13 protein-coding genes are annotated in these 13,004 nt (G+C 72.1%); 8 read left to right on the forward strand and 5 right to left on the reverse strand.

What is annotated here, in order from left to right:
- Positions 1–99 precede the first annotated feature (99 nt).
- A complete protein-coding gene (locus tag Asera_RS09950; protein ID WP_211255596.1) occupies positions 100–1,638 on the forward strand; it encodes a nitrilase-related carbon-nitrogen hydrolase in 1,539 nt (512 codons plus the stop codon).
- Between the two features lie 77 nt (positions 1,639–1,715).
- Here Asera_RS09950 and Asera_RS09955 read toward each other — a convergent pair whose 3' ends face one another.
- A complete protein-coding gene (locus Asera_RS09955) occupies positions 1,716–2,102 on the reverse strand; it encodes a phage holin family protein (RefSeq protein ID WP_030446664.1) in 387 nt (128 codons plus the stop codon).
- Between the two features lie 318 nt (positions 2,103–2,420).
- Here Asera_RS09955 and Asera_RS09960 point away from each other — a divergent pair, with 318 nt between their 5' ends.
- Positions 2,421–2,930, forward strand: a complete 510-nt coding sequence (locus tag Asera_RS09960; RefSeq protein WP_030446665.1) for a GNAT family N-acetyltransferase — start codon at positions 2,421–2,423, stop codon at positions 2,928–2,930.
- Positions 2,931–3,209: 279 nt separating this feature from the next.
- Here Asera_RS09960 and Asera_RS09965 read toward each other — a convergent pair whose 3' ends face one another.
- On the reverse strand, positions 3,210–3,761 hold the full coding sequence (locus tag Asera_RS09965; RefSeq protein ID WP_030446666.1) for a TetR/AcrR family transcriptional regulator: 552 nt from the start codon (positions 3,759–3,761) through the stop codon (positions 3,210–3,212).
- Between the two features lie 90 nt (positions 3,762–3,851).
- On the opposite strand from Asera_RS09965, the gene Asera_RS09970 reads away from it, so the two are divergent.
- Entirely contained in the window at positions 3,852–4,196 is a 345-nt protein-coding gene (locus Asera_RS09970) for a nuclear transport factor 2 family protein (RefSeq protein WP_157034847.1), read from the forward strand.
- A 220-nt stretch (positions 4,197–4,416) separates the two neighbouring features.
- Here Asera_RS09970 and Asera_RS09975 read toward each other — a convergent pair whose 3' ends face one another.
- Entirely contained in the window at positions 4,417–5,409 is a 993-nt protein-coding gene (locus Asera_RS09975; RefSeq protein ID WP_244844169.1) for a 2-oxoacid:ferredoxin oxidoreductase subunit beta, read from the reverse strand.
- A gap of 64 nt (positions 5,410–5,473) precedes the next feature.
- Positions 5,474–7,336 carry a 2-oxoacid:acceptor oxidoreductase subunit alpha gene (locus Asera_RS09980; protein ID WP_030446669.1) on the reverse strand — a complete coding sequence of 621 codons (1,863 nt, stop codon included), beginning with the start codon at positions 7,334–7,336 and terminating at the stop codon, positions 5,474–5,476.
- Positions 7,337–7,579: 243 nt separating this feature from the next.
- On the opposite strand from Asera_RS09980, the gene Asera_RS09985 reads away from it, so the two are divergent.
- The 3 genes from Asera_RS09985 to Asera_RS09995 all read left to right on the forward strand — a co-directional run bounded on the left by Asera_RS09985 (position 7,580) and on the right by Asera_RS09995 (position 11,298).
- Positions 7,580–9,091 (forward strand): molybdopterin-dependent oxidoreductase, encoded by a 1,512-nt coding sequence (locus Asera_RS09985; protein ID WP_211255597.1) that lies wholly within the window; start codon positions 7,580–7,582, stop codon positions 9,089–9,091.
- Positions 9,092–9,179: 88 nt separating this feature from the next.
- Complete coding sequence (locus Asera_RS09990; RefSeq protein ID WP_051802328.1) at positions 9,180–10,619, forward strand: MFS transporter; 1,440 nt, start codon at positions 9,180–9,182, stop codon at positions 10,617–10,619.
- Complete coding sequence (locus Asera_RS09995) at positions 10,579–11,298, forward strand: ArsR/SmtB family transcription factor (protein WP_084131662.1); 720 nt, start codon at positions 10,579–10,581, stop codon at positions 11,296–11,298. Before Asera_RS09990 ends, Asera_RS09995 begins: the two co-directional genes overlap by 41 nt.
- A gap of 155 nt (positions 11,299–11,453) precedes the next feature.
- Here the strand turns inward: Asera_RS09995 and Asera_RS10000 are convergent, their stop codons facing one another.
- Positions 11,454–11,774 carry a hypothetical protein gene (locus tag Asera_RS10000; protein WP_030446673.1) on the reverse strand — a complete coding sequence of 107 codons (321 nt, stop codon included), beginning with the start codon at positions 11,772–11,774 and terminating at the stop codon, positions 11,454–11,456.
- 130 nt (positions 11,775–11,904) lie between these two features.
- On the opposite strand from Asera_RS10000, the gene Asera_RS10005 reads away from it, so the two are divergent.
- The gene (locus tag Asera_RS10005; RefSeq protein WP_030446674.1) at positions 11,905–12,276 is read left to right on the forward strand and encodes an NADH-quinone oxidoreductase subunit A; all 372 of its coding nucleotides are present in this window, start codon (positions 11,905–11,907) and stop codon (positions 12,274–12,276) included.
- Between the two features lie 121 nt (positions 12,277–12,397).
- Entirely contained in the window at positions 12,398–13,000 is a 603-nt protein-coding gene (locus Asera_RS10010; protein ID WP_051802329.1) for an NADH-quinone oxidoreductase subunit B, read from the forward strand.
- Positions 13,001–13,004: the final 4 nt, after the last annotated feature.

Genomic DNA, 13,004 nt, shown 5'->3' on the forward strand with positions numbered 1-13,004 from the left:
GCTCTCGGTGGTGCTCCGCGGCGGGCCGGCGGTTTGCCGCAGTGACTACCGGTTCGCCGATTTCTAACGTCGTTTCGGTCGGACGAGATCGAGGGGACCATGACGACGAACACCACCACCAGGATGACCAGCGGATGGCCGATGCTCGCGATCGGCGGCGCGCTGTCGCTGTTCGCGCTGCACGCGACGGGGGACCTGGCCCCGGCCGCCTGGCTGTACGGGATCGCGCTGATCCGCTTCTGCCGCACCGTGCGGGCCGGGCGGGCGATCCTGGGCGTGGCCGCCGTGACCGCGCTGGACGCCGCCTGCTGGATGTACCAGGCCGACCTCGCTGCCTCGCCGGTCGTGCTGCTGGCGCTGGCGTTCGTGCCGCCGCTGACCGCGCCGTTCGTCGCCGACCGGCTGCTCACCCGCCGGTTGCCACCGCTCGCGGGCACCCTGGTGTACCCGGCGACGAAGGTGGCCTGCGAGTTCCTGGTCGCGTCGGTCACGCCGCTGGGCACGCTGTTCGGCGTGCTCGGCACCACCCAACATGCGAACCTGCCGCTGCTGCAACTCGCCAGCGTCACCGGGGTGTACGGGCTCAGCTTCGTCGTCGCCTGGGCGGCTCCGGTGGCGAACCTGCTGCTCGAATGGGGCGGACTGCGGCCGGTCGCGGCGTACTCGGCGGTACTGGCCGTGGTGTTCGGTGCCGGCGCGATGCGCCTCGCGTACGCCCCGGTCGACGGGCCCACCGTCCGCGTCGCCGGCGTCACCGCGTCGCGTGACTCGGTCGCCCGGCTCGGTGACCGGATCCGCCGGTACGACTCGGTGTCGGAGATGCTCGCCGAGGACGCCGCCACGATGCGCGCGGCGTTCGAACCGGTCAACGCCGATCTGCTGGCGGCGACGGCGCGCGAGGCGCGGGCCGGTGCGCGGATCGTGGTCCGGCCGGAGTCCGGCGCGCTGGCGGTCGACGCCGGGGCGGGTCCGCTGCTCGACCGGGCCCGCCGCGTCGCCGCCAGGTACCGGGTGTACGTGCAGGTCGGCCTCACCACCTACGTCGAGGCCGCCCCGCAGGTGCGCAACCAGACGGTGTTGATCACCCCGACCGGCGGCACGGCCTGGACGTACGACAAGAGCCACCCGGTGCCAGTGCTGGAGCCGTACCAGGCAGGTCCGGGGGTGTTGCCGGTCGCGGACACCGGGTACGGGCGGCTGTCCAGCCTGGTCTGCTACGACGCCGACTTCCCCGACCTGGCCCGGCAGGGCGGCCGGGGCGGCGTGGACATCATGCTGATCTCGGCGAACACCTGGGCGGGCATCAAGCGGTTGCACGCGGAGAATGCGATCTTCCGCGCCGTGGAGAACGGGTACACCATCGTCCGGCAGGCCAGCAGGGGCCAGTCGAACATCGTCGACCGGCAGGGACACACCCTTGCCCTGGACGACTACTTCGACGCCGATCGGCAGACGGTCGTCGCGTCCGTGCCCGTGTCCGGGGTCCGCACCGTGTACGGGACCGTCGGTGACGTGTTCGCCTGGCTCGCCGTTGCCGTCGCGCTGGGTCTGCCGGTGTTCGCCGTGGCGTGGCGGCGCCGGGCGGGCCGGGGACGGCACGCCACCGAAGCCGGCTCGGTCGCCGTCGCACACTGGTGAGCCCCGCCTCGGATGGTCGGGAACGCGGCCCCGGAAGAGGTCCGCACGATCACCCGGGTGGCCGTGCGGACGCGGGGTCAGTCGTTGTTCTTGCCTTCGAGGCGGTCCGGGATCAGGAGGCTGAGCAGGAAGCTGACGATGGCGACGATCAGCGCACCCCAGAATCCGGCCCAGAACCCGGAGACGTGGAAGGTGAGCCCCAGCTTGTCCGACAGGTAGCCGGCGAGCAGGAACAGCAGCGCGTTGACCACGAGGGAGATCAGGCCGAGGGTCAGGATGTACAGCCCGCAGCCGATCACCTTGATGATGGGCTTGAGCACCGCGTTGATGATCCCGAAGATCACCGCAACGGCCAGCAGGGAGCCGATCTTGTGCCAGGTCGACCCGGTCAGCGAGATGCCCGGCAGCAGCGTCGACACCCACAGCGCCACGGCGTTGATGATGATCCTGATCAGTATGCGCACGTCCTGATCGTCGCATGCCGCGACCAGTGTCGCCGGACAACCGTGTGGTGTCCGTCATACCGGGCCGCGGAATCCCGGCGCGGGCCGGGTCGTTGTGATGAGCGGTCGGTGTGGTTCGAGTCCCCGGGCCTCACCAATTGCCTTCGCGGAATACCGCACCTTCGGGTGGCTGGAGCCCCGTTGTGCCACTCGCCGAGAGGCGACCGCCATGCCGGCCACCCAGGCCGCCCCGGTCCGTCAGGACCGGGGCGGCCTCGTGCGTGTCGGGCTCGGCGCAATGTGGTTGTCGGCGACCGGTGGCGTTGGCACGATGAGCGAATGCTGGAGGTACGGGTACTGACCGGGGACGACTGGAAGCTGTGGCGCGAGGTCCGCCTCGCCGCCCTGTCCGAGGCGCCGTACGCGTACGGCTCCACCTACGCCGACTGGGTCGACGCGGACGAGCAGCAGTGGCGCGACCGGCTCGACGCCCCCGGCTTCCGCAACGTGCTGGTACTGCTCGACGGGTCACCGGCCGGCATCGCCACCGGCATCCCGAGCGACGAGCCCGGCGTCGCCGAGCTGATCTCGATGTACGTGTGTCCCGCCGCCCGCGGTCACGGCGTCGGTGACCGGCTGATCGACGAGGTCGCCGCGGCGGCCGCCGCGGCCGGCGCGCACACTCTGCGGCTCAACGTGACCCAGGGCAACGCGCACGCCGGGAACCTCTACGCGCGCAACGGTTTCCACGACGTCACCCCGAGCCCGGCGCCGGGCACCAACGGCGTCCAGTACGAACGCACGATGGCCCGCCGGCTCGACCGCGCCGCCCGCTCGACCCCGGCCTGACCACCCGCTCGAGTCCGGCCGGACCGGCCGCTCGACCGTGCTACCCGCCGCCTGCCCCAGGCCCGACTGGGCACTCCACTCGCGCGCCGGCCGCTCGACCGGGCGGCACGCGCCCGCGGGGCACGGACGGTTCAGCGGCTCGACTGGGCGCTCCGCTCGGGTGCCGGCGCTCGACCGGGCGGCATGCGCCGCCGGCGCGGTCGGCTCAGCTGGTTCGACCGGGTGCCGCTCGGGTGCCGCTCGGTCGACCGCGCGACACACGCCAACGGCGCGGTCGGCTCAGCCGGCCGGGTGCAGGGCGCGCAGGGCGGCGGAGACCAGCGTGGCGCGGCGCGCCGCCGGCAGCTGCGCGGTACCGAGGTCGGCGACGGCGGCGAGCGTGCCGTGCTTGGCCGCGGCGTACGCGGCGTGGGCCCGGAGCCGCGCGTCCGCGTCGCCCGGCGCCGGGACGAGCGCCGCGGTGAGCGCCTCGTTGATGTCCCGGGACCGGTCGAGCAACCGTTCGCGCTGCGCCGCCTGTACCGACGGGTCGCCGTCGAGCATGCCGGCCATCGCGAACAGCTCGGCGGTCAGGTCGACGACCCGGCCGAGCAGCTGCTCGTCGGTCAGCTGCGGCGCCTGCGCCACCAACTCGTCGAACCGCTGCGTCGGTGCGGCGAGCAGCGCCGCCAGGATCTCGTTCTTCGAGCGGAAGTGGTGGTAGAGCGCGGCCTTGCTGGTGCCGAGGTGGCCGGCGAGGTCGGCCACCGAGGTACCGGCGAAGCCGCGCTCGGTGAACAGCTCCAGCGCGGTGTCGAGGATGCGCTGCCGGGTTCGTGCCGCGTCCGCCATGCCGCCGAGCCTACTTGACGACCGTTCGGTAGGTGGAGCAGTGTAGGTGATCTACCGACCGTTCGGTAGGTCGACGGAGAGGTGAACGACATGGACCGGGACGAGATGATCAGGCTGGCCCACCGGATGTACGCAGCGGCGAACGACCGGAACCTGGCGGCGGTGGACGAGATCTTCGCCGCGGACTTCCGCGGGGTCGGCATCACCGGGCCCGACCAGGTGAAGAAGGCCTGGTCGGCGATGGCCGCCCGGTGCCCGGACTTCCACGTCGAGCTGGTGGACGTGCTGGTCGACGGCGACCGGATGGCACTGCGCGCCGCCGTGACCGGCGTCGAGCTCACCGCCGGTACGGACGGCTACCTGACCGAGTGGATCAGGGTGGCCGACGGCAGGATCGCCGACCTCTGGGGTGTCACCAACGCCGCCCTCCGCTGACCACCAGCCCGGGGCCGACCGCCGGCCGCTACCACGACCCTGACCGCCGGCGCGGCGCTGACCCGCTGGCCGCTGGCCGCTGGCACGACGTTGACCCCGGTGCGCCGGGCTCCGCGGCCCACGGTCGATCAAGGGCCGAAAGAGTTGATCAAGGGATCCAGTCGCAGGCTGAACGCGCACGAACCCCTTGATCAACGGCGTGACCGGCGGGTGCGGAAGGTCAGACGATGGCCCAGGTGTCGCCCGAGTAGAGCAGCGAGTCGAGCTCGTCGTCCAGGCTCTTGCCGGTACGGGCGTCGGCCAGCTGGCCGCGCACGATCTCGTCGTACGACGGGCGCGGCACGTCGCGCAGCACGCCCATGGGCGTGTGCAGCAGGTTCTCCCCGGGCAGCCGGGACAGTGCGAACGCGTACGACGGGTCGGGCTCGTGCGCGTCGTGCACCACGATGTCGGCCGGGTCGACGTCGGCGGTCTTCGCCACCGCGAGGCCGAAGCCGCGGCGCACCACGCAGTGCACGCCGTCCGGGCCGAACGTGATCGGCTGGCCGTGCTCGACCCGTACCACCGCCTCGTCCCGGGTCTCCGGGTTCTTCAGCACCTCGAACGCGTCGTCGTTGAAGATCGGGCAGTTCTGGTAGATCTCGATGAACGCGCTGCCCTGGTGCTCGGCCGCCGCGGTGAGCACCGAGGTGAGGTGCTTGCGGTCGGAGTCGAGGGTGCGGGCGACGAACGACGCCTCGGCGCCGAGCGCCAGCGACACCGGGTTGAACGGCGCGTCGGCCGAGCCGACCGGCGTCGACTTGGTGACCTTGCCGAGCTCCGAGGTGGGCGAGTACTGACCCTTGGTCAGGCCGTAGATCCGGTTGTTGAACAGCAGGATCTTGATGTTGACGTTGCGCCGCAGGGCGTGGATCAGGTGGTTGCCACCGATCGACAGCGCGTCGCCGTCGCCGGTGATCATCCACACCGACAGGTCGGGCCGGGTGGTGGCGAGGCCGCTCGCGATCGCCGGCGCGCGGCCGTGGATCGAGTGCATCCCGTAGGTGTTCATGTAGTACGGGAAGCGGGACGAGCAGCCGATGCCGGAGACCACGACGGTGTTCTCCTGCCTGATGCCGAGCGTCGGCAGGAAGCTCTGGAACGCGGCCAGGATCGCGTAGTCACCGCAGCCCGGGCACCAGCGCACCTCCTGGTCGCTCTTGAACTGCTTCATGGTCTGCTTGCCCTCGGCCTTGGGCACCAGGTCCAGGGCGTGGCGGCCGTTCGGGGACACGGGCTCAGACATTTTTCACGATCTCCTCAAGCGCCGACTCCAGCTCACCCGCGGTGAACGGCAGCCCGCGCACCTTGTTGTAGCCGATCACGTCGATCAGGAACCGGCCGCGCAGCAGCTGCGAGAGCTGGCCCAGGTTCATCTCCGGCACCACGACCTTGTCGTAGCTGCGCAGCAGCGCCTCGGTGTTGGCTGGCAACGGGTTCAGGTGCCGCAGGTGTGCCTGCGCGATGTGGTGGCCCTTGTCCCGGATGCGGCGCACCGCGGCGCCGATCGGCCCGTACGTGGAGCCCCAGCCCAGCACCAGCACCCGGGCCTCGCCGGACGGGTCGTCGGCGACCAGATCCGGGATGTCCCGGGCGATCGCGTCGACCTTCGCCTGCCGCAGCCGGACCATCGTGTCGTGGTTGGCCGGGTCGTACGAGATGTTGCCGGTGCCGTCGGCCTTCTCGATGCCGCCGATGCGGTGCTCTAGTCCCGGCGTGCCGGGGATCGCCCACGGCCGGGCGAGCGTCTCCGGATCCCGCAGGTACGGCCAGAACTCGGTACTGCCGTCCTCGTTCTCGTGGTTGTGCGCGGTGGCGAAGTCGACGGTGATCTCGGGCAGCTCGGCCACCTTCGGCAGCCGCCACGGCTCCGACCCGTTGGCCAGGTAGCCGTCGGACAGCAGCAGCACCGGTACCCGGTAGGTGACCGCGATGCGGGCCGCCTCGATCGCCGCGTAGAAGCAGTCGGACGGGGAACTCCCCGCGATGACCGCGGCCGGTGACTCGCCGTGCCGCCCGTACAGCGCCATGTTCAGGTCGGCCTGTTCGGTCTTGGTCGGCATCCCGGTGGACGGGCCGGCGCGCTGGATGTCGCAGATCACCAGCGGCAGCTCCTGCATCACCGCGAGCCCGATCGTCTCGCCCTTCAGCGCGACACCGGGACCGGAGGTCGAGGTGACGCCGAGCGCCCCGCCGTACGAGGCGCCGAGCGCGGCGCCGACCGCGGCGATCTCGTCCTCGGCCTGGAACGTCAGCACCCCGAACTTCTTGTGCTTGCTCAGCTCGTGCAGGACGTCGGAGGCGGGTGTGATCGGGTACGCGCCGAGGAACAGCGGCAGGCCGGCCCGCACGCTGGCGGCGATCAGGCCGTACGCGAGGGCGGTGTTGCCGGTGATGTTGCGGTAGGTGCCGGCCGGCAGCTTCGCCGGCTTCACCTCGTACTGCACGGCGAAGTCCTCGGTGGTCTCGCCGTAGTTCCAGCCGGCCTTCAGGGCCGTGACGTTCGCCTCGACCAGCTCGGGTCGGCTCGCGAACTTCTTCCGCAGAAACGCCTCGGTGCCCTCGACCGACCGGTTGTACATCCAGGACAGCAGGCCCAGCGCGAACATGTTCTTGGACCGCTCGGCGTCCTTCTTGGAGATGTCGAAGCTCTCCAGCGCCTTCACGGTGAGCGAGGTCAGCGGCACCTCGTGCACCGCGTACGCGTCGAGGGTGCCGTCCTCGATCGGGCTGACGTCGTAGCCGACCTTGGCCAGGTTGCGCTTGGTGAACTCGTCGGTGTTGACGATGATCTCCGCCGCCCGCGGCACGTCGGCCAGGTTGGCCTTGAGCGCGGCCGGGTTCATCGCCACCAGCACGTTCGGCGCGTCGCCGGGGGTGAGGATGTCGTAATCGGCGAAATGCAGCTGGAAGCTGGACACACCGGGCAGGGTGCCGGCGGGGGCGCGGATCTCGGCGGGAAAGTTGGGCAACGTGGAGAGGTCGTTGCCGAGCTGCGCGGACTCGGCGGTGAACCGGTCCCCGGTGAGCTGCATTCCGTCGCCGGAGTCGCCGGCGAACCGGATGACCACCCGATCCAGTTGTCGGACCTGCTTGGCCACGGGCGGATTACCTCCATCTCGGCCGGGCCGGGGATCCGTGTTTCGGTGGGAGGACGGCCCGTTCCTCTTCCTGAGACCCTCACGGTGCCTCTACCGCTGATGCTACGTCGGCGGGGTAAGGGTGTCCTATCGCGGTGGTCACGTACTGGATATCCCACTAACCCCGATGGGTGCGGCCGTACGTCAGCGAATCGTCATCTTCTCGGGCCGTCCGTCCGGCCCGGACAGCGCAATGCTGGAACCATGACGCATCGGTACCTGCGGGCCGCCGGCGCCGGGATCGCGGCCGCGGCGGCCGCGGTCGGCGTCTCCGAACTCGCCGCGGCGTTCGTCCGGCCCGAGTCGGCCCCGGTCGCGGCGATCGGCGCCGCCGCGATCCAGCTCACCCCGGCCGCGGTGAAGGACTTCGCGGTCGGCACGTTCGGCACCAACGACAAGACCGCGCTGCTGGTCGGCATCTACCTGGTGCTCGCGCTGGCCGCCGCCGGCGTCGGCGTGCTCGCCGGCCGGTACCGCCGGGTCGGCGCGCTGTGCGTCGCCGGGTTCGGCGTGCTCGGCGTCGCCGCCGCGGTGACCAGGCCGGACGCCGGGATGCTCGATCCGCTGCCGTCGGTGCTGGCCGGCGCGGTCGGCGTCGGTGTGCTGCTGGTGCTGCTGCGGCCGCCGTCGGAGCTGAGCCCGGCGGGGTACGAGAGGCGCCGGTTCCTGTGGCTCGCCGGCGGGTCGGTGGTCGCGGCGGCCGGTGTCGGGTACGGCGGGCGTGCGTTGCAGCACAGCCGGTTCGCGGCGGCGCGGTCCCGGGCGGACATGGCGATCCCGCGACCGGCGAGCCCGGCCCCGGCGGTACCGGCCGGCACCGAGCTGGACGTGCCGGGACTGTCGCCGTGGCGTACCAGCAACTCGTCGTTCTACCGGATCGACACCGCGCTGACGATCCCGCAGGTGACGGCGGACGACTGGACGCTGCGCATCCACGGCCGGGTCGCGCATCCGCTGACCCTGAGCTACCGGCAACTGCTGGACCGGCCGCTGCTCGAGCGGGACATCACGCTGTGCTGCGTGTCCAACCCGGTGGGCGGGCCGTACATCGGCAACGCGCGGTGGGTCGGCGTGCGGCTGGCCGACCTGCTGCGCGAGGTGGGCGTCGACGACGCGGCCGACCAGCTGGTGAGCCGCTCCGCCGACGGGATGACCATCGGTACCCCGACCAAGACCGTGCTGGACGGCCGGGACGCGATGCTCGCGGTGGCGATGAACGGCGAGCCGCTGCCGGTCAAACACGGCTTCCCGGTGCGGATGGTGGTGCCCGGCCTGTACGGGTACGTGTCGGCCTGCAAGTGGCTGGTCGACCTGGAGCTGACCACGTTCGCCGACTACGACGCCTACTGGGTGCCGCGCGGCTACTCGGCGCGGGCGCCGGTCAAGACCGAGTCGCGCATCGACACCCCGCGCGACGGGACGAGCAAGGCCGCCGGCCGGGTGCAGGTCGCCGGCGTCGCCTGGGCCCAGCACACCGGCATCGCGCGGGTCGAGGTGCAGGTCGACGATGGTGCCTGGCACGACGCGAGGCTCGGCGACGAGCCGACCGCAGACACCTGGCGGCAGTGGGTGTACGGGTGGGACGCGTCGCCGGGCACGCACGTGCTGCGGGTCCGCGCCACCGACCGGTCCGGCTACCGGCAGACCTCCGATGAGGTCGGCGAGGTGCCGAACGGCGCCACCGGCTGGCACCAGGTCACCGTCACCATCCACTGACCTTCGCGCCGGCTCCGGTGGTGCGCGCTTGGTCACAGAGGTGCCCTGGGCTCTTGCTTTCTCGATCTAATCCAAAGATCTTTAGATTATGAGCGATAGCGAGAACGCGCCGCGCCGCGGCTCCTGGGGGGAGCTGCTGGGCCGCCGGTACCGCGGGGTCACCGTGGTGCTCAGCGGCGGCGTCGCGCTGTACGCGGTGAACGTCTACCTGACCACCAGCCTGCTGCCCAGCGCCGTCGACGACATCGGCGGGATGAGCCTCTACGCCTGGGTGATGACCTCGTTCCTGGTCGCCTCGGTGTTCACCTCGATGCTGGTCAGCCGCACCGTGAACCGCCGCGGGCCGCGCGCGTCGTACTGGCTCGCGCTGGCCCTGTTCGGCGCCGGCAGCCTGGTCGCGGCCCTCGCACCGGTGATGGCGGTACTGCTGCTCGGCCGGGTGCTGCAGGGCCTCGCCGGCGGGCTGCTCGCCGGGCTCGGCTTCGCCGTCGTCCGGCAGGCGCTGCCGAGCCACCTGTGGCAGCGCTCGCTCGGGCTGATGTCGGCGATGTGGGGCGTCGGCAACGTCCTCGGCCCGATCCTGGGCGGCGTGTTCGCCCAGTTCGGCCAGTGGCGGCTGGCGTTCGTCCTGCTCGCGGTCGCGGCCGGCGGCGTGGCGCTGCTGGTGCGCCGGTCCATGCCGGCCACCACCGGTACCGGCACCGTCGGACCGCTCCCGCTGGCCGCGCTGATCCTGCTGAGCCTCGCCGCCGCCGCGGTCAGCGTCGCCTCGGTGGTACCCGGCCGGTACGCCGCCGGCGGCCTGATCGTCCTCGCGGTACTGCTGGTCGTGGCGTTCCTGCTGCGTGAGCGGTCGGCGCGAGCCACCGTGCTGCCGGACGTCACGTACCGGCGTGGCGGCTGGCTCAAGTGGCTGTACCTGGCGGTCGCGGTGCTCGCCGTCGGCTCCACCGTGGAGACGTTCCTCCCGCTGTTCGGGCAGCGGATCGGGTCGCTGTCGCCGCTGCTCGCCGGGCTGCTCGGGGCGTCGCTGTCGTGGGGCTGGAGCCTCGCCCAGATCCTCTCCAGCGGCCTGACCGGGGAACGCGTCGCGCGGCTGCAGCGGCTCGCCGGCCCGCTGGTGCTCGGCGCCGGCCTCGCCGGGTACGCGCTGCTGCAGGCCACCGACCCGGGGCCGGGACGCATCGTGGCGTGGTTCGTGGTGCTGCTGGTCGCCGGTACCGGGATCGGCATGGCGTTCGCGCACTGGGTGCCGGCCGCGATGCGGGTCAGCCCGGACACCGCGGAGGGCAGCAAGGCCGCCGCCGGCGTCAACACCACCCAGCTGATCGCCAACTCGTTCGGTTCCGCGCTCGCCGGCCTGCTCGTCGAGCTGGGCGGCCCCGGCGTGCTCGGCTCGGCCCGGCTGCTCACCGGTGGGTACGCTGCGCTGTGCCTGGTCGGCGTCGTGGTCACCGCTGTCGCCCTGCGAACTGCGAGGAGGACCCGTGAGCCCGCATCCCGCGAGCGACTCACCGCGGCCGCCTGAACCCGCCGGCGAGCCGGGCCGGCCGTGGCTCGACTCGGGGGTGTACGAGCAGCTCGCCCGGCTCGGCAAGGCGCTGTCCAACCCGGGCCGGATCCGGCTGCTCGACGTGCTGCTGCAGGGCGAGCACACCGTCGAGGAGCTCGCCGCCGCGGCCCAGTTGCCGGTCAAGAACACCTCCGCGCAGCTCCAGCAGCTGCGCGCCGCGCAGCTGGTCGCCACCCGCCGCGACGGGGTACGCATCCACTACCGGCTGGCGAGCCCGGCGGTCGTGGAGTTCGTCGGCCGGTTCGAGGCGTTCGCCGAACGCACCCTGGCCGACCTGCAGGTGGAGCTGCGTGCCCTGTGGTCACGACCCGGTGGCCTGGAACGGCTCACCGTCGACGAGCTGCGTGACCGGCTCACCAGCGGCGGCACCGTGCTGATCGACGTCCGGCCGGCCACCGAGTACGCCCGGGGGCACCTGCCCGGCGCGCTGTCGATGCCGCTGGCCACGTTGCGCGAGCACATCGACGAGCTGCCGGCCGACGCGGACGTCGTCGCGTACTGCGAAGGGCCGTACTGCTTCGCCTCCGCGCACGCGGTGGAGTACTTCGCCGATGCGGGCCGGTCGATCCGACGGGTGGACGGCGGCCTCGCCAGCTGGGTGCGTACCGGCGGTGAACTGGTCCGCGGCGACTGATCGGCCCACCCCGGAGGCCCAGCCCGGAGGGCGTCTGACCGGCCCAGCCCGGAGGGCGTCTGACCGGCCCAGCCCGGAGGGCGTCTGACCGGCCCAGCCCGGAGGGCGTCTGACCGGCCCAGCCCGGAGGGCGTCTGATCGGTCCTGCCCGAAGGTCAGTGCGTGCCGGGGATCTTGCTGGGCGCGCCGAGAAACCCCTGGATGAGGGCAAAGATGATGATTGCTACGATCGCCAGGATCGCGGCGATCATCTGCCGGCGGCGCACCCGCCGATGCTGCTCGTCGTCGCTCTTGCCGGTGCGGGGGCGCTCCGGCGCATCCGGTCGCCGCTCGTGGGTGCCGGCCGGCGCCTGGTCCGGTGCTCCGGTGTCGTCTGGCCTTCTGCTCATCATCAGCTCCGGTGCGCGGCTGGACTGCTCCTGGGCGGCCGGGGCGCGAGGGGTGCTGGGGCGGGCCACGTGCTGGTGCCGGCCCACGCCACCACGGCGGCGGGGGCCGCAAGGGCGGGGAACGAGGCCGTCAGCACCGGTCCATCGTGCCACCCGAGAGCGAACCGGCCCGGCGCGGAGTCGCCCGAAACGGTGATCTGGCCGTACCCTCTGTGGCGTGTCTGGCTATCTCGGCTCGTACCTGACGCTCGGGATCGTGCTGCTGCTCGCGGCCGTGCTGTTCGGTGCGGCGTTCGTGGTCAACCGGACGCTGCGGCCACACCGGCCGAACCCGGGCAAGCTCACCACGTACGAGTCGGGGGTCGACCCGGTCGGCGGCGACTGGGCGCAGGCCGAGATCCGCTACTACGTCTACGCCTACCTCTACGTGCTGTTCGCGGTGGAGAGCGTCTTCCTGTTCCCCTGGGCGGTGGTGTTCGCCCGACCGGGGTTCGGCCGCAGCACGCTGATCGAGATGGTGGTGTTCGTCGCGGTCCTGCTGCTCGGCCTGCTGTACGCGGCGCGCAAGGGCGTGCTGCGGTGGACCTGACCGGCGGCCCGGCCGGGCGCGATGCGGCACGGCGTGCCCGGGTGCGGCACGATGCGCCACGGCGTGCCCCGGCTGGGCGCGGCCCGGCCGGCTTGCCAGACTGGGGCCGAGGGGGTGCCCGATGAACGGACCTGTCGCGTTGCCGGAACCGCGGCCGCGGGAGCGGGGTGGGCTGCCGGCGGTGCTCGGCGCGCCGATCCGCTTCGTGCTCAACTGGGGCCGGCGGTACTCGCTCTGGGTCTTCAACTTCGGCCTGGCCTGCTGCGCGATCGAGTTCATCGCCGCCTCGATGGGCCGGCACGACTTCATCCGGCTGGGCGTCATCCCGTTCGCACACGGGCCGCGGCAGGCCGATCTGATGGTCGTCTCGGGCACCGTCACCGACAAGATGGCGCCGGCGATCAAGCGGCTGTACGACCAGATGGCCGAGCCGAAGTACGTCATCTCGTTCGGCGCGTGCAGCAATTCCGGCGGGCCGTACTGGGACTCGTACTCGGTCACCAAGGGCGTCGACCAGATCATCCCGGTCGACGTGTACGTGCCGGGCTGCCCGCCGCGGCCGGAGGCGCTGCTGCACGGCATCCTGCGGCTGCAGGACAAAATCGCCCGCGAGCAGGCCGGCCTCGGCGGGGTGCGCCGCGATGACCCGCTGGGTGCCGGTGCCCGCCGCGCCGGCGGTACCGACGCCGCGACGCTCACCGCCGGCCCGGTCCGCCCGAACTGACCCC

Source organism: Actinocatenispora sera, from assembly GCF_018324685.1.
In the GTDB taxonomy this organism is placed as follows: Bacteria; Actinomycetota; Actinomycetes; order Mycobacteriales; family Micromonosporaceae; genus Actinocatenispora; species Actinocatenispora sera.